This is a genomic window from Rhodococcus pyridinivorans, assembly GCF_900105195.1.
Lineage (GTDB): Bacteria > Actinomycetota > Actinomycetes > Mycobacteriales > Mycobacteriaceae > Rhodococcus > Rhodococcus pyridinivorans.
The window spans coordinates 683,637-706,356 of sequence record NZ_FNRX01000002.1; the positions used below are offsets into that span (position 1 = coordinate 683,637).

The 22,720-nt window shown below is 66.8% G+C and carries 20 protein-coding genes; 7 read left to right on the plus strand and 13 right to left on the minus strand.

Annotated features, from left to right (window positions below):
• The 8 genes from BLV31_RS03950 to BLV31_RS03985 form a co-directional block, all read right to left on the minus strand.
• Positions 1 to 2,730: a helix-turn-helix transcriptional regulator gene (locus tag BLV31_RS03950; RefSeq protein ID WP_064061922.1), complete on the minus strand. Its 2,730-nt coding sequence runs from the start codon at positions 2,728 to 2,730 to the stop codon at positions 1 to 3.
• Positions 2,727 to 4,070 (minus strand): MFS transporter, encoded by a 1,344-nt coding sequence (locus tag BLV31_RS03955; protein ID WP_064061921.1) that lies wholly within the window; start codon positions 4,068 to 4,070, stop codon positions 2,727 to 2,729. The genes BLV31_RS03950 and BLV31_RS03955 overlap by 4 nt, the downstream gene beginning before the upstream one ends.
• A 101-nt stretch (positions 4,071 to 4,171) precedes the next feature.
• Positions 4,172 to 4,969, minus strand: coding sequence for a benzoate diol dehydrogenase BenD (gene benD / locus BLV31_RS03960; protein ID WP_064061920.1), 798 nt, complete (start codon positions 4,967 to 4,969; stop codon positions 4,172 to 4,174).
• A complete protein-coding gene (benC, locus tag BLV31_RS03965) occupies positions 4,966 to 6,585 on the minus strand; it encodes a benzoate 1,2-dioxygenase electron transfer component BenC (protein WP_064061919.1) in 1,620 nt (539 codons plus the stop codon). The genes benD and benC overlap by 4 nt, the downstream gene beginning before the upstream one ends.
• Positions 6,586 to 6,617: 32 nt before the next feature.
• Positions 6,618 to 7,121: a benzoate 1,2-dioxygenase small subunit gene (gene benB, locus BLV31_RS03970; protein ID WP_006553155.1), complete on the minus strand. Its 504-nt coding sequence runs from the start codon at positions 7,119 to 7,121 to the stop codon at positions 6,618 to 6,620.
• 14 nt (positions 7,122 to 7,135) lie between these two features.
• Positions 7,136 to 8,509 (minus strand): benzoate 1,2-dioxygenase large subunit, encoded by a 1,374-nt coding sequence (benA, locus tag BLV31_RS03975; RefSeq protein ID WP_006553156.1) that lies wholly within the window; start codon positions 8,507 to 8,509, stop codon positions 7,136 to 7,138.
• A 323-nt stretch (positions 8,510 to 8,832) separates the two neighbouring features.
• Positions 8,833 to 9,825: a 2Fe-2S iron-sulfur cluster-binding protein gene (locus tag BLV31_RS03980; protein WP_174556247.1), complete on the minus strand. Its 993-nt coding sequence runs from the start codon at positions 9,823 to 9,825 to the stop codon at positions 8,833 to 8,835.
• 2 nt (positions 9,826 to 9,827) lie between these two features.
• Positions 9,828 to 11,039, minus strand: coding sequence for a cytochrome P450 (locus tag BLV31_RS03985; protein WP_006553158.1), 1,212 nt, complete (start codon positions 11,037 to 11,039; stop codon positions 9,828 to 9,830).
• A gap of 165 nt (positions 11,040 to 11,204) precedes the next feature.
• Between BLV31_RS03985 and BLV31_RS03990 the strand changes: the two genes are divergently transcribed.
• Positions 11,205 to 12,128 (plus strand): AraC family transcriptional regulator, encoded by a 924-nt coding sequence (locus BLV31_RS03990; protein ID WP_138844917.1) that lies wholly within the window; start codon positions 11,205 to 11,207, stop codon positions 12,126 to 12,128.
• A gap of 77 nt (positions 12,129 to 12,205) precedes the next feature.
• Here the strand turns inward: BLV31_RS03990 and BLV31_RS03995 are convergent, their stop codons facing one another.
• The 3 genes from BLV31_RS03995 to BLV31_RS04005 all read right to left on the minus strand — a co-directional run bounded on the left by BLV31_RS03995 (position 12,206) and on the right by BLV31_RS04005 (position 15,005).
• The gene (locus BLV31_RS03995; RefSeq protein WP_024102360.1) at positions 12,206 to 12,700 is read right to left on the minus strand and encodes a hypothetical protein; all 495 of its coding nucleotides are present in this window, start codon (positions 12,698 to 12,700) and stop codon (positions 12,206 to 12,208) included.
• 90 nt (positions 12,701 to 12,790) lie between these two features.
• Entirely contained in the window at positions 12,791 to 14,404 is a 1,614-nt protein-coding gene (locus BLV31_RS04000) for a 4-hydroxyphenylacetate 3-hydroxylase family protein (RefSeq protein WP_024102359.1), read from the minus strand.
• 34 nt (positions 14,405 to 14,438) lie between these two features.
• Positions 14,439 to 15,005, minus strand: coding sequence for a flavin reductase family protein (locus tag BLV31_RS04005; protein ID WP_019288825.1), 567 nt, complete (start codon positions 15,003 to 15,005; stop codon positions 14,439 to 14,441).
• A 254-nt stretch (positions 15,006 to 15,259) separates the two neighbouring features.
• Between BLV31_RS04005 and BLV31_RS04010 the strand changes: the two genes are divergently transcribed.
• Positions 15,260 to 16,180, plus strand: coding sequence for an AraC family transcriptional regulator (locus BLV31_RS04010; RefSeq protein WP_039584248.1), 921 nt, complete (start codon positions 15,260 to 15,262; stop codon positions 16,178 to 16,180).
• A gap of 10 nt (positions 16,181 to 16,190) precedes the next feature.
• Here BLV31_RS04010 and BLV31_RS04015 read toward each other — a convergent pair whose 3' ends face one another.
• Entirely contained in the window at positions 16,191 to 16,988 is a 798-nt protein-coding gene (locus BLV31_RS04015) for an IclR family transcriptional regulator domain-containing protein (protein ID WP_064062030.1), read from the minus strand.
• 190 nt (positions 16,989 to 17,178) lie between these two features.
• On the opposite strand from BLV31_RS04015, the gene catA reads away from it, so the two are divergent.
• From catA to BLV31_RS04040, 5 genes are all read left to right on the plus strand, one after another.
• On the plus strand, positions 17,179 to 18,030 hold the full coding sequence (catA, locus tag BLV31_RS04020) for a catechol 1,2-dioxygenase (protein WP_006553165.1): 852 nt from the start codon (positions 17,179 to 17,181) through the stop codon (positions 18,028 to 18,030).
• A gap of 151 nt (positions 18,031 to 18,181) precedes the next feature.
• Positions 18,182 to 19,309: a muconate/chloromuconate family cycloisomerase gene (locus BLV31_RS04025; protein ID WP_006553166.1), complete on the plus strand. Its 1,128-nt coding sequence runs from the start codon at positions 18,182 to 18,184 to the stop codon at positions 19,307 to 19,309.
• Positions 19,310 to 19,346: 37 nt separating this feature from the next.
• Positions 19,347 to 19,628: a muconolactone Delta-isomerase gene (gene catC / locus BLV31_RS04030; RefSeq protein ID WP_006553167.1), complete on the plus strand. Its 282-nt coding sequence runs from the start codon at positions 19,347 to 19,349 to the stop codon at positions 19,626 to 19,628.
• 34 nt (positions 19,629 to 19,662) lie between these two features.
• A complete protein-coding gene (locus BLV31_RS04035; RefSeq protein ID WP_006553168.1) occupies positions 19,663 to 20,799 on the plus strand; it encodes an alkaline phosphatase family protein in 1,137 nt (378 codons plus the stop codon).
• 75 nt (positions 20,800 to 20,874) lie between these two features.
• Positions 20,875 to 21,843 carry an alpha/beta hydrolase gene (locus tag BLV31_RS04040; RefSeq protein ID WP_006553169.1) on the plus strand — a complete coding sequence of 323 codons (969 nt, stop codon included), beginning with the start codon at positions 20,875 to 20,877 and terminating at the stop codon, positions 21,841 to 21,843.
• 4 nt (positions 21,844 to 21,847) lie between these two features.
• Here the strand turns inward: BLV31_RS04040 and ygiD are convergent, their stop codons facing one another.
• Positions 21,848 to 22,690 carry a 4,5-DOPA-extradiol-dioxygenase gene (gene ygiD / locus BLV31_RS04045; RefSeq protein WP_039584244.1) on the minus strand — a complete coding sequence of 281 codons (843 nt, stop codon included), beginning with the start codon at positions 22,688 to 22,690 and terminating at the stop codon, positions 21,848 to 21,850.
• Positions 22,691 to 22,720: the final 30 nt, after the last annotated feature.

Genomic DNA, 22,720 nt, shown 5'->3' on the forward strand with positions numbered 1-22,720 from the left:
TCAACCTCGATCCTGTTGTCGGAACTTCGCGGCGAGCTCGCTGCGCGAGCGGATGCCGAACTTCGAGTACACGCGGGTCAGGTGGTACTGCACGGTCTTGACGGACAGGAACAGCTCACCGGCGACTTCCTTGTTGGTGCGGCCCGACGCGACGAGTGTGGCCACGGCGCGTTCCTGCGGAGTGAGGGTCGTGAAATCCGAACGCGGGGTCTCGGTCTCGCCGTCGCCGGTACGAAGACCACCGGCCTTGAGTTCCCGGTCGCAACGTTCCACGTACGAGACGGCGCCGAGCGACGCGTACAGCTCACGGGCGGTGCGGATCACCGCGTCGGCGTCGCGGCGACGCCCCGCGCGGCGCATCGTCTGGCCGTACGCGAAGTTGATGCGTGCACGGTCGTAGGGCAGTGGCAGCGTGTCGATCTCGTCGAGTGCGTGTTCGAAAGCGTCGCGGGCGGCGTCGATGTCGCCGCGGGCTCCGAGGATGCGACCGCGCACGTAACCGAGGCGGGCCTTGGCGGAGCGGTGACCGCGTTCGGCGGCGAGTTCCTCGTGCGGCCGCAGGAATTCGTCCGCTTCGTCGACGCGTCCGGTGATCACGAGGGCGTTGCCGTAGAGATCCGGCCACGGCCAGTGGCCGGGTTCGTCGACGGCGCCCCGCTCGCGCATGGTGACGATCGGTTCCAGATAGCGCAACACGCTCGTGTAGTCGGAGACGACCTCGGCGCACTGCGCCAGACACAGGCAGGCCGGTACGAGCATGAGCGGGTAGTCGTTGTTCCCGGCGCGGGCACGGTGGGCGTGTTCCCGTGCCGCGGTCCAGTTCCCGCGCAGCGCCTGGACCTGGGCGCCGGTCCAGTGGACGAGCGGTCGGAGCAGATCGAGTTGTGTCGCGTCGAGCTGCGCCGCCGCGCGATCGACGGTGCGCAGCGCGTCGGACCACGCACCGAGCGCGAATTGTGTTCGCGCGAGCCAGGCCTGCGCCCACAGCGAGATGCGCAGCGACCCGCCGCGGAAGATGGTCGGTTCGGCCGCCTCGAGTTCGGTCCGGGCGAGATCGGGCCGGTCGAGCACCAATGCGAGCCACCCCTCGGCCATGCGGATGCGCTGGCTCTGCGCTCCGAGCCGGATGACATCGGACAGAGCCGAATACGACTCGACGGCCTCATCGACGCGACCGGTCATCGCCAGCCCGAGTCCGCGGATGGCCCGGGACTCGACGACGGGTGGAGCCGTCTCGGGGAGGGTGTCCGCGGCACGATCGGCCCACAGGACAAGATCGTCGCCGCGCAGCCGTGCCAACGAATGCAACACCATGCGTTGCGAAATCGTCGCGGCGAGTTCGGGTTCGGATTCCGGATCGTCGAGCATCGACCATGCTTCGGTGAGAAGGTGGTGCGCTTCCGCGGCCCGCCCCCGCTGGATCGCGAGATAGCCGAGCACGGCGTTGCGCATCGGTCCGCTCGGCACGCTCTCGATCTCGGGGACGAACGTCTGGGCCTGGGGCAGGTCGGCCGCACCGGTCAGTGCGTCGACACCGCGGATCATCCTGCGGGTCCGTAGTTCTCGGTCGAGAGTGATACGGCTCGCGGTGATGAGCGCTTCGGCCGCTTGGGACCAGGCGCCGTCGGCGGCGCATCGCCGGGCGTAAGCGTCGAGGTCGGCGGCGAGTTCCTCGTTTCCGGTCGGTGTCGCGGACACCAGGTGGAACAACCGGGCGCCCTCGTCGTCGACGAGCGAAGCGGCCCGCGCGTGCAGGCTGTGCCAGCGGGCCGGGCCGATCTCGTCGGCCACGGCGGCGCGGGTCATGGGATCGGGGAACGACAACGACACCACGCCCCGCTGTTCACGCATCGTGAGCAGACCGAGCCGGTGGGCCTCGTCGAGCGGCCCGGTCGTGTCGCCGACCTCGGCGAGTTCGGCGACGAGCGCGAGGGATTCGGTGGCTCCCCGTGTCGCGGCGGTGTCCAGGACGGCGACCGATTCGACGAGCGCGCGCGTGTCCGGTGAACACCGGGCAAGGATGCGACCCACTTTCCCCGCGTGTTGTCTCGGTGCTGGGAAACGCGCCTGCCAGCGGTGCCATTCGTCGCGAGGGATCTCGTCGAGAAGCTGCAGGATCGAGCGGGTGTTCCCGAGCGTGTGTTCCTGCAGGCGACGCGCCGTCCACGCGGACAGGTCGACGCCGATGCGATGCAGTGCGAGTTGCGCGACATCCGGGGGCGCCAGCGCGCCGACGTGGAGGGTGTCCACGCGGTGGCTGTTCGAGAGGAGGTCGGCGGTCGCCGGGGCGACATCGTCGGGAAGCACGTCGGGCACGATCCAGATCATGAGCAGGGGACGTCCGTGCGCTCGCCTCAGCGACGACGACAGCGACTGCAACGACTCGGCATCCGCGTAGTGCGCGTCGTCGACGACGATCACCGTCGCGTCGTCGATCCGGTCGAGGAGCGTGCGTGCCGCCTCCACCGGGTCGCCCGCCGTGACGGTGTCACCGAGCAGCTGTTCGAGCACGGACCACGGATGGCCGGCTTCCCAGCGGGCCCCGGTCGCGTCGTGTACGGCGAGGTCGTCGTGGCGAGCGACGAAATACGAAACGAGGGAGGATTTCCCGACGCCGGACGCCCCCTCGACGAGGACCAGCGAGGGGACACCCGCGCGGGCTTCGTCGAGGAGGCGTTCGAGTTGCAACAACTCGGAGTTCCGGCCGATCAGCACAACGTTGTCCGTCACACATCCACGGTAGTCGGCACGGGGCGATCGGAACTGCGGACCGGCGAGACGGACTGGACCGGGCGGGGCACGAACCACGTGACCAGACCACCGGCGAGCGCGATACCCGCGAAGATGTAGAAGTTCACGTTGTTCGCGAAGCCCGCGCCGATGAGCAGACCTCCGATGACCGGGCCGACGATGCCGCCCAGGCGGCCGAAGCCGGCGCACCACGCCACACCCGCGGCGCGGGCGGGGGTGTCGTAGTAGTTGGACACGAACCCGTAGATGAGCACCTGGGTGCCGATCGTGCCCGTACCGGCGATCGCGACGGCGGTGAGCAGCACCGGCAGCGGGAAACCGAGCGTGAGCAGCACGAGGGCCACGGCCGCGAGGAAGAAGGTGGTGACGATGACGGACTGCGGTCCGCGGCCGTCGGCGACCTTCGAGGCGAGCAGGCCGCCGAGGATGGCGCCGCCGTTGAGGACGAGGAGGAAGGCGAGCGAGCCGTTGGCGTTGTAACCGGCGTCGGCCATGATCTTCGGCAGCCAGGTGTTGAGGCCGTAGGTGAGCAGCAGACCGGCGAAGCTCATCATGCCGAGCAGTCCCGTACCGAGGGCGTACTTGCGGGTCGCGAGTGCCGCGAAACCGATCTTCTCGGTGGAAGCGACAGGTGCTGCGGACGGCAGCGGGAAACCGAACTTCTCGCACACACGCTGCGCCTCGTCGGAGCGTCCCCGCGACTGCAGCCAGGAGGGCGACTCGGGAAGCTTCATCAGTGCCAGCGGGAGCAGGATGAGCAGCGGCAACGCGCCGATGAGGAACAGTCCGCGCCAGCCGATCGCGTCGCGCAGCAGGATCGCGAGCAGCGAGGCCATCACACCGCCGGCGGGGACACCGCTGTAGACGATGGCGTTGAACAGGTTGCGCTTGCCGGGCGGAGCGAACTCGGCGACCACGGCTCCGGCGGTGGCGACGAGACCGCCGACGCCGATGCCGGTGAAGAAGCGGAGCGCGCCGAACATCGTGATGCTCGTGGAGAAGGCCGCCGCACCCATGCCGACGGAGAACCAGACGATGTTGATCAACATCATCTTCCGGCGGCCGACGCGGTCACCGAACGCACCGGTCAGCAGCGCGCCGACCATGACGCCGATGAGCGCGTAGGAGCCGAGGGCACCACCCTGCTGGGCAGAGATCTCCCCGAGCTGGGTCGGATCGGCCATCAGGGTCGGAAGGACGGTGCCGTACACGACGAGGTCGTAGCCGTCGAAGATGATCGCGAGGGTGGCGAGCGCGACGATCCAGATGACGCTGCGCCGATGTTGTGGACTGGCCCAGGTCTGCGTGGCGTGGGGCATGCGTTGCTCCGGTCTGTGGGTGGAGTCACAAGAGGATTCGGGGAGAAAAGTGGCCTCACCGGGGGGGACTGGCGCCTCCGGTGAGGCCGAGCGAGGGGCGGTCAGCCCAGATCGCCGCCGGCGACGGGAAGAACCGTGCCGGTGATGTAGGAGGCCTCCTCGGAGGCCAGGAAACAGATCGCGGCGGCCTGCTCGTCGAGCGTGCCGTACCGCTTGAGCAGGGAGGAATCGACGGTCTGGTCCACGATCTGCTGGTACCAGGCCTTCTCCTGCTCGGACTGCGGCGACGGACCGCGCGCGATCCGCCGCTCGGGAGCGACGGTGCCGCCCGGGGCGGTCGCCACCACGCGGACCCCGTAGGGGGCGAGTTCGAGGGCGAGCGACGCGGTGATCGCGTTGACCCCACCCTTCGCCGCCGAATACGGCACGCGGTTGACGCCGCGGGTCGCGACCGACGAGACGTTCACGATCGTGCCGGCGCGTCGCTCGATCAGATGGGGAGCGGCGGCGCGACACGTCCACAGAGTGGGGAACAGCGACCGCCGGATCTCCTTCTCGATCTCCTCCGGCGCATAGTGCTCGTACGGCTTGGCCCAGATCGTGCCGCCGACGACGTTGATCAGCACGTCGATGCGGCCGGTGGTGCGGACGGCGTGGGAGATCGCCTTCTCCGCGCCCTCGAAGGTCTCGAGATCCGCCGTCACCGAATGCGCCTTGCCGCCCGCCTCGCGCAGCTGCTCGGCCACCTCGTAGACGAGATCCGCGCGGTCGACGAGCACGACCTCACCGCCCTCGGCGGCGATGCGGGTCGCCACCGTGAGACCGATGCCCTGCGCGGCGCCGGTGATCGTCAGGCACCGTCCGTCGAACCGGCCCGGGAAGATCTTCGTTTCGATCATGAGGAGACACCTGCTGGGGCACCGCTGGCGATGGCGCGACGCATCGTCTCCTTGGCGTGCTGCGAGTGGACGACGATCAGGTCGCGCGCGGCGGCCTTGTCGCCCTTCTCGAACGCCTCGACGAGCTGCAGGTGCTCGTCGACGATGTGCTCCTCGATCCACTGCGCGTCGCGCAGGACCTGCTTCATCAACCGGGTGACCTCGAGCTTGTTGTAGGCCTCGAGCAGCACCGGGTTGGTGCAGCAGCGGAAGAGGAACTCGTGGAAGGCCGCATTGGTGTCGGTGAACGCCGCGGCGTCGGTGAAGTGGTCGCCTTCGACCGACGCGCCGGACGCCTCGGCGAGGATGCGGAACTCGACGAGCTGCTCCGGCGTGAGCCGGCCGATCGTGAGTTCGACGACCCCGAGTTCGAGGGCCATGCGGGCGTCGAACTGCTCGTCCGATTCGGCGACGGGCGGATGCTCCTCGCCGATCTCGTAATTGCCGGGCTCGGGGTTCTCGAGCACCACCGGACGACCGGTCTCGGCGGCAGCCTTCTCCGCCGCGGCCTTCTCGGCGTCGGTGGCAGCGGGTGCGGTTGCCCCACCCGGGGTGGCCGAGGTGTTGAACTTCTCGAAGTAGAAGTTCGTCGGCTCGATACCGTTCTCGGACAGGTGGTTACGCACCGCCTCCACCATGGGCGGCGGACCGCACAGGTAAATGTCCACATCACCGTCGTTGAGGTGCGACGGCTCGAACAGACCCGTCACGTATCCCTTGTTCGGGGCGGACGACGCTTCGTCGGCGACGCAGTAGTCGAACGTGAAGTTCGGCAGCCGCTTCGTGTACTCCTCGAGCGCGTCGAGTTCGACGAGATCGTGATCGAAGGTGACACCGTAGATCAGGTGCACCGGCTGGTCCGAGCCGTCGGCCTCGATCTTCGACAGGATCGACAGCAGCGGCGCCAGGCCGGTACCGCCGGCGAGCAGCAGCGACGGACGCTTGCGCTCGCGCAGGAAGAAGCTGCCGAATGGGCCGGTGAACTCCAGGGTATCGCCGACCTGCGCGCGGTCGCGCAGGTACTCGGACATCAGACCGTCCTCGGTGATCTTCACGAGGAACGCGAGCGAATTCTCGTGCGGGCCGGTGCTGAACGAGTACGAGCGGGTCGCCGGCTTACCGGTGCCGTCCTCGCTGCCGGGCACGCCGATGTTGACGTACTGACCGGGCAGGAACACCAGATCGTCACGGTTGTCGATCTCGACGGTGAACCCGACGACGCTCTCGGAGTAACGGCGCAGATCTGTGATGGTCGCGCTGTACGAGGCGGCCGCGGTCTTCGCGACATCGGAGGTGCTCGCGATCTGCACCACCAGATCGGATTCCGGCATCATCTGGCACGGCAGGCAGTAACCCTGCTCGGCCTCTTCGTCGGTGAGGGCGTCCTCGATGTAGTCGCCGCCGTCGTAGCTGCCCGATTCGCAGAAGGCCTTGCAGGTTCCGCACGCGCCGTCGCGGCAGTCGAGCGGAATGTTGATGCGTGCCTTGTACGAGGCGTCGGCGACGGTCTCGTTCGGGTTGACCTTGATGAAGCGGGTGACCCCGTCCTCGAAGCTCAATGCCACCTGGTAAGCCATGGCACGTGCCTCCTTTCGTGATCGGGGTGGAACTAGACGACGTAGACGTCGACGATGTGGTGGATGTAGTCGTTCTTCAGGACGATCTTCTTCTTCTTGATCACCGGCTGTGCGCCCGAGACATCGAGGGTGAGGAAGGTGGTCCCGAAGTAGGTGTCGGTGGTGTTGTAGCGGAAGTACAACGAGAACCAGTTGTGCCGCAGGTCGATTTCGGTGCCGCGACGCTCGAGGATCTCGACGTTGGTGATGTTGTGTCCCGTGCGGGGTTCGGGCAGCGAGGTCGCCGACGAACGGTCGGTGCGGATGCGGAACACCCGGTCCTCGAGGCCGCCGCGATTCGGGTAGTAGATCAGCGAGATCTCGGTCTGCGGGTTCTCGGTGAGAGCACCGTCGTCGTCCCAGGCCGGCATCCAGTACTCGGCATCGGGGTGGTAGCACTCGAGCCACTGCTCGAACTCGCGGTCGTCGAGCAGTCGGGCCTCACGGTAGAGGAACTGTTCGATGTCGGTCTGCGTGAATTCGTGTACGGCAGTCATGATTCCGGTTCCTCTCAGAGCGCGGACGGGTCGGCGGCGGAACTCTCGGCGGCGATGGCCTCGCGCATCGCTTCGAGCCAGTAGCCGTGCTGGATCGGGTACAGGCCTTCGTCCTCGGTCTTCACACCGCTCGACAGCACCTTCGTCATGCCGAGATCCTGAGCGACCTCGTCGGGTCCGTTGAGGATGTGGGTTGCACCGCGGCTCATGTCGTTCCAGGGCGCAGCCGATGCGAGGTAGGTCTTCTGGCAGGAGCGGAACTCCTCGAGATCATCCGGGGTGGCCATGCCGGTCGCGTTGAAGAAGTCCTCGTACTGACGGATCCGGTTGGCGCGGGACTCGGCGCTCTCACCCTTCGGTGCGATGCAGTAGATCGTCACCTCGGTCTTGTCCACGGAGATCGGGCGGAAGTGCCGAATCTGCGAGGAGAACTGGTCCATGATGTACACGTTCGGGTACAGGCACAGGTTGCGCGACGCGCCGACCATGAACTCGGCCTTCTTCTCGCCGAACTCCTTCGCGAGTTCGTCCTTGCGCGGGTACAGCGGACGGTCCTCGGGGTTGCCCCACCACATCCACAGCAACAGGTGGCCGTGGTCGAACGAGTAGTAGCCGCCGCCCTGCTTGCCCCAGGTGCCGGCGTCCATCGCCTTGGTCTCGTTGCTGGACTCACCGGCAGTGCGGCGCGCGGTGGTCGCGGCATAGTTCCAGTGGGTGGCCGAGACGTGGTAACCGTCGGCGCCGTTCTCGGCTTGCAGCTTCCAGTTGCCGTCGTAGGTATAGGTGGACGAACCGCGCAGCACCTCGAGGCCCTCGGGGGACTGGTCGACGAGCATGTCGATCATCTTCGTGGTGTCACCGAGGTGGTCCTCGAGCGACTTGACGTCGGGATTCAGGCTGCCGAACAGGAAACCGCGGTAGCTCTCGAAACGAGCGACCTTCCGCAGGTCGTGGCTGCCGTCGGTGTTGAACTGCTCGGGATAGCCGGCGTCGCGGGGATCCTTGACCTTCAGCAGCTTTCCGTTGTTGCGGAACGTCCAGCCGTGGAAGGGGCACGTGAAGGTGGTGCGGTTGTCGGTCTTGCGACGGCACAGCATCGCACCGCGGTGGCTGCACGCGTTGATCAGGCAGTGCAGCTCGCCTTCCTTGTCGCGGCTGATGACGACGGGCTGGCGGCCGATATACGTGGTGAAGTAATCACCGACGTTCGGGACCTGGCTCTCGTGGGCGAGGTACACCCAGTTGCCCTCGAAGATGTGCTTCATCTCGAGTTCGAAGATCTCCTCGTCGGTGAAGACGTCACGGCGGATCTGGTACCGCCCGGTGCTCGGGTCTTCGACGAGTGCGCCGTCGAGGCGAGTGCGCACGTGCTCCACGATGTCGGTCATGGGATCCTCCAGGTATCGGCTTCGTTCCCGGGACGGACGGGGCGGTGTCCGACGCGGCCGAGCCTGTACTGAAGATTCGTGGTGACCGGGGTCTTTCTCCGGTCCGGCTCGACGCGATGTGTCCGGCGATATCTCCACGATGACAGCCTGTGGCTACGGTCACACCAGGCAAATACCTAGGGATACCTAGGACCCCTGGGTGGGGGGTCGGAAGGCCCTCGAGCGACCGGAGGCGGAAAGACCCCTCGACACGGCCGTACCGCTCGTGCGCATCGCGGTGCCGGAGCAGCGCGTGCGTACGAGCGGTACGGGGATGAGGGTATTCAGCCGGCCGGGGTGAACCGTTCGCGCCGGATGCGTCGCGGCGACATGCGGCGACGCTTGAACGCCTTCACTGATGCCTCGACGAACGCGTCCGATCCGCAGATGTAACCGGTGAACTCCTTCGCGGACGCGACGTCCTCGAGGAAGGCGTCGGTGACGTATCCGTCGCGGTCTCCGCCGCTCTCCCTACTCACGCAGGTGATGTAGCGGAAGCCGGGATGGCGGGTCTCCAGTTCGCGGAGGAAGTCGACGTCGTACAGGTCCGCGCAGGTACGGACCCCGTGGTAGAGCAGGATCTGCCGGTCGGGGACGAGGGAGAGCGCCTGCCGGACGATGGCCTCGAGCGGGGCGAGGCCCGTCCCACCGCCGAGCAGGACGATCGGGCCGGTGCCCTCCAGGTCGAAGGTGAAGTCGCCGTACGGGCCGGTGACGGTCACGCGTTCACCCACGTCGATGCGCTCGAAGACCCATTCGCTCGCGACTCCACCGGGTTGCCGGCGGATGTGCAGTTCGAGCTCTTTGGCCTCGGAGGGCGGATTCGCGAGTGAGTACTGCCGTCGGATCTCGGTCCCGGGAACTGTCACCTCCACGTACTGCCCGGCCGAGAACTCGAGCGGTTCGTCGGCGGTGAGCAACACCTTGCGTGTGTCGGCGGCGATGTCGCGTACCTCGGCGACGGTGACGACGACGTCGCGCAGCACGTGCGTGCCGGCGGGTTCCTCCGTTGCGGGGGTCTCGAAGGCGACGTCGCCGCGCGGGGTGGCCTGGCACGCGAGGACGAATCCGGCCGCGAGTTCGTCGGCGGTGAGCGTCTCCTCCGGCGAGTTCCGATGATCGAGTTCGCCGTCGAGGACCTTGATCTTGCAGGTGCCGCAGGTTCCCTGGTTGCAGGAGTTGGGCATCCAGTTGCCGTTGCGCAGGAACGCTTCCAGCACCGTCCGACCGGGTTCGCAGGGAACGACGCCGGTGCCCGCGGTGAGTGTGTACGGCATGGTCAGATCTCCCACCGGGCGTGCAGGGTCTTCGGGCCGCGGAAACCCCAACCCCAGAATTCGACGTCCTCGGAAGTGTCCCGCTCGAGATTGGGGATGGTCTCGAGCAGTTCTTCGAGACCGATGCGGCTCACGTTGTTCGCGAAGTAGATTCCCGCGCAGGCATGCTTGCCGGCACCGAAGGCGAGGTGGGGGAGCGGCGGGCGGGTCAGGTCGTAGCGGCTGGGGGCGTCGAACACGTCGATGTCGTGGTTCGCCGACCCGTAGGACAGCATGACCACCGACCCTTCGCTGATCTCGATTCCTGATACGACGGTGTCGCGCTTGGCGATACGTGCGGTGCCGGACCAGATCGGGGCGGTCCAGCGCATCCCTTCGGCGATCGCGCGGGGGATGAGTCCCGGTTCGTCCACCACGGCTTCGAACTGTTCGGGGCGGGTGAACAGGCCTGCCAGGGTGGAACTCATGGCGTGTCCCGGTTCCTGCATGGCGCCGAGGAGGAAGACGTACAGCGTCGGGTAGATGTAGTCGCGGTCCCGCGTCTGCCCTTCGGGCATCCCGTCGTGCAGCCAGTGCGAGATGGCGCTGTCGTCGGGATGCTCGATCCAGTGGTCGATCAGCGGGTCGACGACGGAACGGATCTCCTCCTTGGCGCGGTCGCCCTCGTCGAAACGTTCCTGGTTCAGAAAGTTTCCGTCCTCGTCCATCGCTGCGTTGGTGAACGAATCCGACAGTTTGTGGAACCATTCGCGCAGTTTGTCCGAACTGACGTCCTTCAGTCCGAGGAGATCACCGAGCGACCGCACACTCACCGGCTCGCAGAACTGGGCGACGAGATCGGCCCTGCCGTCGGACTCGAACGCCTCGACGTAGCGTCGTGCGATCGGGCGGACGAGATCCTCGATCCAGCGGTCCACCTCGGCGGGCTGGAGGGCGGGTTCGACCATCGACCGCAGGTCGCGGTGGATGTCGCCGTTGACGCCGATGATCGCGGGATGACCGAAGGTGCGGCCACCGGCGGGGGTGATGATGCCGTCGAAGTCGTCGCCGGCCGCGACCGCACGGCACGCTTCGGTCGTGGACGCTACGTAGGCGCCGAGGACGGGCACGAAGGCGACCGGAGCTTCGGCGCGCAAGCGCTCGTAGACCGGGTACGGATTGCGCTCGAGTTCTTCCATGGTGATCTCGTCGAGCCACGAAAGGGTGCTGGTCATCGGTGTACCTCCGGGTCGGGAGCCGTCCGGCGACGGCCGGGCCGTTGTTGACGTGGCCAGGACCATACGAGTCGGCCGACGGGCCGGTCGATGCACATTGCGCGGTCCCTGGACGAATCACGCGACTATGTGATCCAGGTCTCGGAAGCGGTTAGTCTCGAAGGCGTGAGTGTGCCCGAGATCGAGGACTGGGACGACGCCTCGCGCGTCGTGGCGGACGTGTACTTCCCGCACCGATTGACGGACCTCGGAAAGGTGGATCGTCCTGAGCTCGAATTGGTCTCGGCCGATCTCGGAGGTGTCACGATCGGTCGGATGGGCTGGGGAGCGGACGTCGCGATCGAATGCGAGTATCCGGGCGCCTACGAGGTGAACATACCGCTGAGCGGGCGGCTCGAATCGCAGGGGCGCTCGGGCACCGTCGTCTCCGAACCCGGCTCGGCGACAGTCTTCCGCGCGGACACCCCGTCGCTCATCACACGGTGGGACGCCGAATGTTCGGTCCTCGGAATCAAGTTCGATCGAGAACATCTCGAACGCGAAGCGGACCGCATTCTCGGTGGTCCGTTGCGGTCGCGCCTCGAACTTCCCGACCGCCTCGATCTGCGGGGGTCGGCGCAGGAATGGCACCGTCTCGTGGCAGCGCTGAGCGAGCAGCTCGCCGGGCCGACCCGGGTGCTCACGAATCCTCTCGTGTCGGCCCAGCTCGGCGGTGCGGTCACCACGGCCTTCGTCCTGGCGGTCGCGCCGGCCGACGAAATGTCACCGGCACCCCGCCCGGGCATGGTCCGGCGGGTGTTGAATGCTCTGCAGGAGGATCCGGGTCGTGTCTGGACGGCAGCCGACATGGCGGAGATCGCCGGAACCAGTGTGCGCAGGTTGCAGGAGGCGTTCTCCGAGTACGTGGGCAGCAGTCCGTCCGCGTGTCTGCGCGACATCCGGCTCGATCGCGCCCACGCGGATCTTACTGCCGGGGGAATCACCGTGGCAGATGTGGCTTTCCGGTGGGGTTTCGGCCATCCGGGGCGTTTCGCCGCCGCCTTCAGGAAGCGGTACGGCGTCACCCCTACGGAAGTCCTGCGGGGCTGAACGCATGCGGATTCGGACGCACGTATGCGGGTGACGACCTCGTGGTCGTCACCCGCTCGTGCGTCCTCCCGGACGGCTCAGCCGAACCAGAGGATGGGTGTGGGCCGATCGAACGAAAGCTCAGGGTAGTCGTCGTCCGCGACCGGCGTCCGCAGCCGCCGCTCGACGTAGTCCAGACCGTTGCTGCGCATGTATTCGATGCAGGACACCGTGTACCCGACGGAGTCCGTGCGCGTACTGACGATGGGGCGGAACAGATTCGGGAAGCCGTGCACCGTCAGGGCATCGCGCTCGAGCGCGGCGCCGTCTCGGCCCTGCAGTGTGAGGCCGCCGTGCCCGTCTACGACGAACTTCGCTCGGCCGACGACGGTGCCGCCGATGAGGATCTCCCACCGATGGTCGATGTCGTCGTAGCGGACGGCGCTCGCGGTGCCGATCTCGTGGACCGCCAGCCGTAGTTCGTCGCGCAACCGGGCCGAGACCCGCTGGGAGGCGAAGGAGCGTCCGAGGACTACCGCGTCGAATTCCGGTGCAGGGGGATGGGACACGGAGGTCGAAGCGGTCGTGGTCATCTCGGACGCTCCTTCGCGGTGGGTGGATGTTGGGGGCCGCGCGCGGACGGGCAGGAGAACGGAGATCATCCGCCCGCGCGCGGGAGTCGGTTACTTGTAGAACGCGCTGACGTCGGAGTTGCCGATCAGGTCGGGCACGGTCCAGCCGTCGAGGTCGTACTCACTCATGAACTGCTCCGCGAAGCCCTTCATGGAGGCGACGTCACCGCGGCTCTCGGCGGCGAACAGCAGCTCGGCCTTGACGTTCTCGTGGTTGCCGGCATAGTTCCGTTCGTACAGTTCGTGGCGGCCACCGAACTCGGAGCCGATCGAATCCCACAGTGCCTTCATGACCTTCACGCGGTCGACCGCCTGGATGCCGTCGGAGCCGCGGACATACTTGTCGAGGTAAGGACGCACGTCCGGGTTCTTGAAGTCGGCGGCGGACGAGGGCAGGTAGATCAGGCCCGAGGCGACGTCCTGCTCGATGATCTCCTTGATGCGCGGGTAGCCCTGCATCGCGAACATGCGGTAGGTGAGGCCGTATTCGAGCTTGGGGATTACAGTGCCGTCGATCCACGGCTCCGGGTTGTTCACCATGGAGTCGGTGAGCGACCAGAACAGGTTGCGCCAGCCGATGACCTCACCGACACGGGTCTGCACGCCGCGGAATCCGCCGGCGCCGGTGGCGTCGAGAGCCTTCATGAGGAGACCGGCGATGAAGTCGAGCTTGACCGCGAGTCGCGTGCAGCCCTGCAGCGTGAAGCGCTGGAGGAAGCCGGAGCCGCCGAGGAAGTTGTTGATCTTCTCGACGTCCCCGTACATGAAGACGTTCTCCCAGGGCACGAGCACCTTGTCGAAGATGAAGATCGCGTCGTTCTCGTCCATCCGCGAGGAGATCGGGTAGTCGAACGGGGAGCCGACGATGTTCGCGTTCTGAGAGTATGAGGCGCGCGAGATGAGCTTGATGCCGGGTGCGTCCATCGGCACCGTGCAGATCAGCGCGAATTCCTTCTTCTTGATCGGCAGACCGTAGTGAGCGATGAAGTTGTAGTTCGTGATGGCCGAGCCGGTCGCGACGACCTTGGCGCCGGAGACGATGAGGCCGGCGTCGGTCTCCTTCTCGACCTTCATGAACACGTCGCCGACCTGGTCCGGCGGTAGCTGACGGTCGACCGGCGGATTGATGATCGCGTGGTTCCAGTACAGGACCTTCTCCTGCGACTCGCGGTACCAGCGCTTCGCGTTGTCCTGGAAGGGCGAGTAGAACTCGTCGTTCGCGCCGAGCGTGCCGAGGAAGGACGCCTTGTAGTCGGGGCTGCGGCCCATCCAGCCGTAGGTCAGCCGTGCCCAGGTGGCGATGGCGTCGCGGTCGGCCCGCAGGTCGTCGGCGGACTTCGGGGTGCGGAAGAACGGCATGGTTACGCCGCCGTTGCCGGTGTCGGTGGGGGTGGTGAGGGTGTTGACGTGCTCACCGGTGTGGAGGGCGTCGTAGAGGCGCGCCGTCATCCGGATCGAGTTGCGGAAGGCCGGATGGTTGGTGAAGTCCTTGACTCGCTCACCGTGCAGGTAGATCTCGCGACCGTCGTCGATGGAGGCGATGTACTCGTCGCCGGTCATGGGGCGGGAGGCGAAGTTCTTCTGCTGGTTGGCCGGGGAGTCCGCGGCGACGTTCACCTTGGAACGATCGAGGGTCTCCGAGGGCCGGGGTTCGGTGGTGGTCATGGGATTTCTCCTTGTCCGGGGGAGTGGAAGATGTTCAGGCGTGGGCTGCGGCGAGGTGGAACGGCACGAAGCGGGTCTGCGAGTCGAACCATCCGCTGTGCGGATCGTCGAGCGAGCCGTTCCACGCGGTGGACGTGCTCGGGGCGCCGAGATCATGGAAAGTGCTGCGGTAGAACAGGAGCGGGTCGACCGTCTCGTCGAAGGTGGCGTCGACGATCTCGCCGATGTAGATGATGTGGTCGCCGCCGTCGTATTCGCGCCAGGGCGTGCACGACAGTGTCGCGGCGGTGCCGGCGAGGATCGGGGCGGTGGGGCCCTGCTCCCAGACCGGCTCGGGCGACTGGGGGCGTCCTGCGAAGTGCAGTGCAGTGTCGAGCTGGTTTGCGGCGAGGATGTTGACCGCGAACGGCGCGTCGGACAGGAACCGGCAGGCCTTGGAGGTGCGGGTCAGGGTGACCTGGCACAGGCGGGGCTCGAGCGAGACGGCGGTGAAGGCGGTGACGGTCGCGCCGTGGGGCTCTCCGTCGCTGTTCGCGCAGGTGATGACGGTGACGCCGCTGGCGAACTGTCCGAAGATATTGCGGAGTGTGCGCTGATCCATGTCTGCGTCCTCCTGTCCGGTGCGGGTTGTGGTGGACTTCGATTCGATGTGACACAGACCATATAGACGTCGTGGAACTTGTGCGATCCAGTGAGCGCGGTCACTATCCACCTAGCGCGGTGAGTGGGCCGAAGGGCCCTGTTTGCCTGGGGCCGTGTTCCGCATCACACTGGATCGCACGCGCTCGAACCACACGGATGCGCAGGTCGGAGCGCCGACGACGAGCTGGAAACGAAGGTGAGGGGCCGATGGCAATGGAGCCGACTCCGGGGCCGGTCGATTGGGAAGAGGTGGAAGAGGCTGTCTCGAATGCCTATTTCGAGCACGAACTGACGCCGCTCGACGACGTCGCGCCCTCGCTCCGGCTCCGAACACTGCCGCTCGGGCCGATCCGTCTCACGCGCCTCGGCTGGGGAGCGGCGGTGTCGATCCGCAGTGAACATCCCGGGGCGTACGCGGTGAACATTCCGATCGCCGGTCGGATCGCCGCCGGCAACGGGTTGGTGTCGGAGGTCGGGCACGCCGCCGTCTTCCGTCCCGACACCGCAGCTCCGGAACAGAAGTGGACGAACGACTGCGAGATCGTCGGGATCAAGCTCGAACGCGACTATCTACAGCGCGAGATGTCGCGCATCCTCGCCCGTCCCGACCTGCAGCTCCCGAATCGGGTGGATCTGACGACGCAGGCGGGCCAGAGCTGGATGACGCTGTTGCGCTCGGTCGTGGAACAGCTCAAAACGGACGAATCGCTCTGGCGGAATCCGCTTGTCTCGGAGCAGTTGTCGGGTGCTCTGACGACCTCGTTCATCCTCGCGGTCATGCCGGAGGACGCGGATCCGACCGGCGGGGCGCGCCCGCGCATCATCAAGCGTGTCCTCGACCGGTTGCACGAGGATCCCGCCTCGGCGTGGACCACCGCCGAGATGGCCGAGGTGGCCGGGGTCAGCGTGCGGCGCCTGCAGGAGGGGTTCCGCGAATATCTCGGGGTGTGCCCGCGCGACTATCTGCTCGACCTGCGCCTCGAGCGCATCCACGAGGAACTCGCGGTGGGCGATGCGGCGGAACTGTCGGTCACCGATGTGGCTCTGAAGTGGGGTATCACCCATACCGGCCGGTTCGCGGCGGCCTACAAGCGTAAGTACGGGGTGGCACCGTCGGTCACGCTGCGTGGGTGATCGAGGGCCGTCAGTTGTGGTGGTAGCCGAGCTCGCTGCTGAGCCTTTCGGCGCAGTTCACGACCCTTTTCGTAGCGAGATCGCGGAACGAGTCGAGGGTGTGCCGACCGGTCGACGTCGAGCACGCGAGCACTCCCACGGCATAGCCGGAGGGGTCGAAGACGGGAGCGGCGATCGTGATGAGCCCTTCCTCGAGTTCGGCGGAGGTGATCGCGTAGCCGCGGTTGCGCACGTGGGCCAGTTCGGCACGCAGGTCGTCGGGGTTGTCGATCGTCGCGCTCGTGAATCGTACGAACTCGGTTTCCTCGAGCACGCGATCGACGATTTCGCGTGGTGACCAGGCCAGCAGCGCCCGACCCATCGACGTCGCGTAGGCGGGGATGCGGGTGCCGACGGAGACGTTGATGCTCATGATCCGGCGGACCGGGACGCGTGCGGCGTAGACGACCTCGGTGCCGTCGAGTACGCCGAGGGATGCGGATTCGTTGGCGTGCTCGGCGATCTCGACGAGTTTCGGCAATGCCGAGTCCACGAGAGTGTGGGATTCGGTGTAGTGCCGGCCGATACTGAGCACGCGTGGAGTGAGCGACCATCTCGTGCCGTGTGAGGTGACGTAGCCGAGTTTCTGCAGGGTCAGCAGGATCCGGCGGACCGCGGGTCGCGACAGGTCGGTCTTGGCGGCCAGCTCGGCCAGGCTGGGGTTCGGGTCCTTGTCGTCGAAGGCGTGCAATACCGCGAAACCACGTTCGATGCTCTGGATGAAGTCTCGATCGTTGCTAGGGCCATTACCTAGGTCGATGCTCGGCATCCTGCCTCCTACCTGCGTACTTGTTGATACTGCCCGATCCGGTGTTGACAAGCTGTGTGACACCACGCACAGTATGTGATGTACGCACTGCGATACACAAGTACGCACAGCGTACTGACCGGTGATCACCGCAGCCCCTGTGTCGCACCGGCCCCACACTTCCGATAGTTCAGTCCCCACGAGGAGAGCCATGACCACCATGGAGAACCCCACCGCCCACGGGTCCGGCAACGCTGCGACCGACAAGTTCAAGTCCGAGCGGGTCACGTCCGACACCTCGGTCGAGCGTGCGTCGGCGATCTACCAGGACGTGATCGGGGCTTTCGCGGACATCATCCAGAAGCACCAGGTGACCTACGACGAGTACCGGGTGCTCAAGCAGTGGCTCATCGACGTGGGTGAATACGGCGAGTGGCCGCTGTGGCTGGACGTCTTCCTCGAGCACGAGATCGAGAAGGTGCACTACAACCGCAAGGGCTTCACCGGCACCAAGGGCTCCATCGAAGGCCCCTACTACGTCCCGGACAGCCCGAAGCTCCCGGCCAAGTGCACGATGCCGATGCGCGAGAAGGACAAGGTCGCGCCGCCGCTGGTCTTCAAGGGCCAGGTCACCGACCTCGAGGGCAACGGCCTGCATGGCGCCACCGTCGAGCTGTGGCACGCCGACGAAGAGGGCTTCTACTCGCAGTTCGCCCCCGGTATCCCCGAGTGGAACCTGCGCGGCACCGTCGAGGTCGACGAGAACGGCAACTTCGAGATCACCACGCTCAAGCCGGCTCCCTACAAGATCCCGGCCGACGGACCGACCGGCTGGTTCATCAGCTCCTACGGCGGACACCCCTGGCGTCCGGCCCACCTGCACCTCATGGTGAAGGCTCCCGGCAAGCGCGCCATCACCACCCAGCTGTACTTCAAGGGCGGCGAGTGGGTCGAGGACGACGTCGCCACGGCCGTCAAGCCCGAGCTCATCCTGGATCCGCAGCCCAACGCCGACGGCATCGACGAAGTGACCTACAACTTCGTACTCGACCCCGAAGCGTGATCCGCACCGCGGAAACCGCCCGATCCGGCCCCCGCGCGCGAGTCGGTTCTGCGTAACGAATGCCGGTGCCCCACTGGGGTACCGGCATTCGTGCTGAATGCAGGGTCGACGTATTCCCCGTCACACCCCGATCCGATTGTGAGCAATTCCGATGTCCGACCCCGATCTGAAGATCGCCTCCGTCACCACGACGATCATCGATGTACCGCTGATCCGACCCCACAAGTTCGCCACCACCACCGCCGAAGCGCAGCCGATCCTGCTCGTCGCGGTGACCACCGAGGGCGGCGTCACCGGTTACGGTGAAGGCGTCGTGCCGGGCGGGCCGTGGTGGGGCGGCGAATCGGTCGAGACGATGCAGCAGATCGTCGATCGCTACATCGGGCCCTACATCATCGGACGCGGAGTCGACGAGATCAGTGGCGTCATGGTCGATATCGAGCGCATCGTCGCCAACGCGCGATTCGCGAAGGCCGCCGTCGACGTCGCGATGCACGACGCGTGGGGACGCGCGCTGGGTGTGCCGGTCGCGTCGCTGCTCGGCGGTGCCTTCCGGACCGGCGTCGACGTGCGGTGGGCGCTCGGCGCCGCGCCGCTCGAAGAGATCGTCGAGGAGGTCACCCACAAGCGTGAGCAGCGTCTGAACTACTCCTTCAAGCTCAAGATGGGTGCGCTCGACCCGGCAGTCGACACCGATCGTGTCGTCAAGATCGTCGAGGCGTTCGGCGGCGAGGTCGGATTCAGCATCGACGTCAACGCCCGCTGGGACCGTTTCACCGCGCTGCGCCACGTCCCGCAGCTCGTCGACGGTGGAGTCGAACTCATCGAACAGCCCACTCCCGCAGATCAACTCGACGTGCTCGCCGAGATCAACCGACGCGTCTCGGCGCCGGTGATGGCCGACGAGTCCGTGCAGACCCCGCACGACGCGTACGAGGTGGCCAAGCTCGGCGCCGCCGACGTCGTCGCGCTCAAGACCACCAAGTGCGGCGGACTGCAGCGCAGCAAGCAGGTCGTCGCCGTCGCGAAGGCGGCCGGCCTGCGGTGCCACGGTGCGACCTCCATCGAAGGCCCCATCGGGACCGCCGCGTCCGTCCACTTCGCCTGCGCCGAACCGGGGATCGACTACGGCACCGAACTGTTCGGTCCACAGTTGTTCGCCGTCGAACTGCTGCAGGAGCCGCTCGACTACTCCGAGGGCCAGGTGCACCTGCCCGAGGGGCCGGGACTCGGCGTCGAACTCGACATGGACGTCGTGAAGAAGTACGCGCGTTCCTGATTCGCGCTCTCGTCAGAACAGAAGAAGGAGAAACATCATGGCACTGTTCCACGTTCGGATGGACGTCGACATCCCCCGCGATCTGGACCCCGACGTGCGCGCCGAGACCGTCGCGAAGGAGAAGGCCTACAGCCAGGATCTCCAGCGCCAGGGCAAGTGGCGGGAGATCTGGCGGATCGTCGGCCAGTACAGCAACATCTCGATCTTCGACGTCGAGTCGGCCGACGAATTGCACGAGATCCTGTGGAACCTGCCGTTGTTCCCCTACATGAACATCGAGGTCATGCCGCTGACGAAGCACGGCTCCGACATCAAGTGACCCTCGGCGCAGGCGAGTGGCTCATACTCGGGTTATGAGCCTGCCACTGCGCGACGTCTACGCCGAGCCGACCCTCGCCGACCTGATGCCTTCGGTGCTCTCGTCCGCGGGGGTCGCCGGTGAGACCAACCGACTCGATCTCACTCCCGTCGATCACACCGTCGTCCTACTCGTCGACGGGATGGGATGGGAGCTGCTGCAGCGCAACGCGAAAGCCGCTCCGTACCTGACGCAGGCGCCGGGCAGCCCGATGCGTGCCGGCTTCCCGACGACCACCGCCGTCAGCCTCGCTTCCCTCGGGACGGGGCTGCCGTCCGGCCTCCACGGCATCACCGGTTACCAGTCGTACGTCGACGAGATCGAGGCCCCGGTCAACTGGCTCCGCTGGACCCTCGCCGGAACCGCGATCGACCAGCGCGACGATCTTGTACCCGAGACCGTGCAGCCCCACCCGACGGTGTTCGAACGCGGCCGCGAGGCGGGCCTGACCGTCACCACCGTCGTGCCGAATGCCTTCGAGGGCAGCGGCCTCACCCGGGCCGTGCTGCGCGGCGGCAACTTCGTCGGGGTCTCCGCCTACGGCGATCTGCTCGCCCAGGTCGTCGCCGCGGTGAGCGCCGGCGACCGCAGCCTCGTCTACTGCTACATCGGCGAGGTCGACACCCTCGGACACGTCTACGGACCGGAGTCCGCGGCGTGGCTCGCGCAACTCACGGTGGTCGATCGTTTCGTCGAGCAACTCGCCGACGCGCTGCCGACCGGCACCCGCCTGCTCGTCACCGCCGATCACGGCATGGTCGACGCCTCGCGGGGTCGCCGCATCGACTTCGACCACACCCCGGGTCTCGGTGAGGACGTCACCGTCATCGCCGGGGAACCGCGGTGCCGCCACATCTACACCTACCACGTCGACCGGGTCCTCGAACGCTGGCGCAACGAACTCGGCGACCACGCGTGGGTCGGCACCCGCGACGACGCGTTCGCGGCGTGCCTGTTCGGATCCGATCCCGATCCGGCGCTGGCCAAACGGATCGGCGACATCGTGGCCGTCGGACGCGGCGAATCGACGGTGATCCGCAGCGACGGCGAGCAGGTCATGTCGAACCTTCCCGGGCAGCACGGGGCGTTGACCGACGAGGAACTGCTCGTGCCGCTGCTGCGGATCGGGTGACGCGTTCGAGGTCCGGGGCCGCCGGGTGTCGGAACTCTCGATGCCTGAGACGTATCGGTCACATAGTGTGTGCACATGCGTACCGATGCGGTGACCTGGCACGACCGCAGCAGTAGGGTCGCGCTGATCCTCCTGTGGGTGGTCCGGATCCTCTTCAAGCCGATTCTGAGTCTCTGGCCGAGCAACGACTTCGGCATCGCCGTGCTCGGCCGGCTGTCGTGGGTGGTCGACAGGATCACGCCCACGCCGCGCGCCGTGCACGTCACGCAGACCGAACTCGGCGGAGTGCCCGGTGAGCGGATCATCTCCCCGAAGCCGGTCGACGATCCGCTCGACGACGCCACCATCCTCTACTTCCACGGCGGCGGCTTCATCTTCTGCGGCCCGTCCACCCACCGTCAGCTGTGCGTGCAGCTCGCGCTCGATTCCGGTGCCCCGGTGTACTCGATGGACTACCGGCAGGTGCCCGCGGTGCCGATCGCAGGTTCGGTGCAGGACGCGATGAACGCGTACACCGCTCTGCTCGAGGTGGCCGACGATCCCACGCGCATCGTCGTCGGCGGCGACTCGGCCGGCGGTTATCTCGCGGCGAAGGTCGCCGAACTCGCCGCGCGTCGCGGCATCCAGCGACCGGCCGCGGTGATCGGGTACTCGCCGCTGCTCAACCTCGACCTAGACAAGCACGACCCGAAGTACATGGCGAGGGACGCCTACCTGCCCATCAAGGCACTCGGGAAGATCAGTCCGCGCTGGTTCGCCGGGGAAGAGGCGATCGAGGGCGAGACGAACCCTGTCGACGCCGATCCGGCGCTGTTCCCTCCCATGTTCATGTGCGCCGCCGAATACGAGCTGACCAGGCCGGACGTGGAGATCATGACCGAACGACTCGCGTCGGCGGGACGCACCGTGGAGACACATCTGTGGCGCGGGCAGATCCACGCGTGGCCGGTCCTGGCCCGCGCGATCCCCGAAGCCATGGAACTGATCGGGCTCAGCACCCGGTTCGCGCGACGCGCGATCGTCGCAGTGGACGACGCCGCCTGAACGCTCACAGGTTGGTGTCGGGCGGCTCCGGGCTCTCGGGCAGTCCGGCACCGTGGCCGTCCCCGTCGCGCGGCGGACAGTTCCCGCCGACGGCGTAGGACGTCATCGACAGCGATCCGTATTCGACACCGTCGACGAGGGTCTCCGGTTGCTCCCCGGACTCGGCGGCCAGACCCGCGACGTACAGCAACGGCAGGAAATGATCGGGGGTCGGCACCGCGTGGCGGTAATCGGGGTGCTCACCCAGCGCCGCGGCGTCACCGGGACGGTCGCGCAGAACGGCGAAGGCATCCTCGTCGAATCGGTGCGCCCAGTCGAATCCCGCGCCCGGGCGTCGCGGATCCAGCGTGCCGAGGTTGTGGACGACGTTGCCGCTCGCGACGATCAACACCCCGCGATCGCGGAGTCCGGCGAGACGGGCTCCGAGTTCGACGTGATAGTCGAGCGGCTTGTAGGCGTTGAGGCTGAGCTGTACCACCGGGACATCCGCCTCCGGGAAGGCGTGGGTGAGCACCGACCAGGTGCCGTGGTCGATACCCCACGAGTCGACGTCGGCACCCACCCACGTCGGGTGGACGAGGTCGGCGATCTCCTCCGCCAGTTCCGGAGCACCGGGCGCCGGATACTCGACGTCGAACAACTCCTGCGGGAACCCGAAGAAGTCGTGGATCGTGCGCGGCGACCGCATCGCGGTCACCGCGGTGGCGTTGATGAACCAGTGGGCGGAGATCGCCAGGATCGCGCGGGGCGTCGGCACGGATCGCCCGAACGCCGCCCAGGCCTGCGTGTACCGATTCGATTCGAGCGCGTTGAGCGGACTGCCGTGGCCGACGAACGCGACCGGCATGCGTGACGACACGCCCTCTCCTTCCGGTTG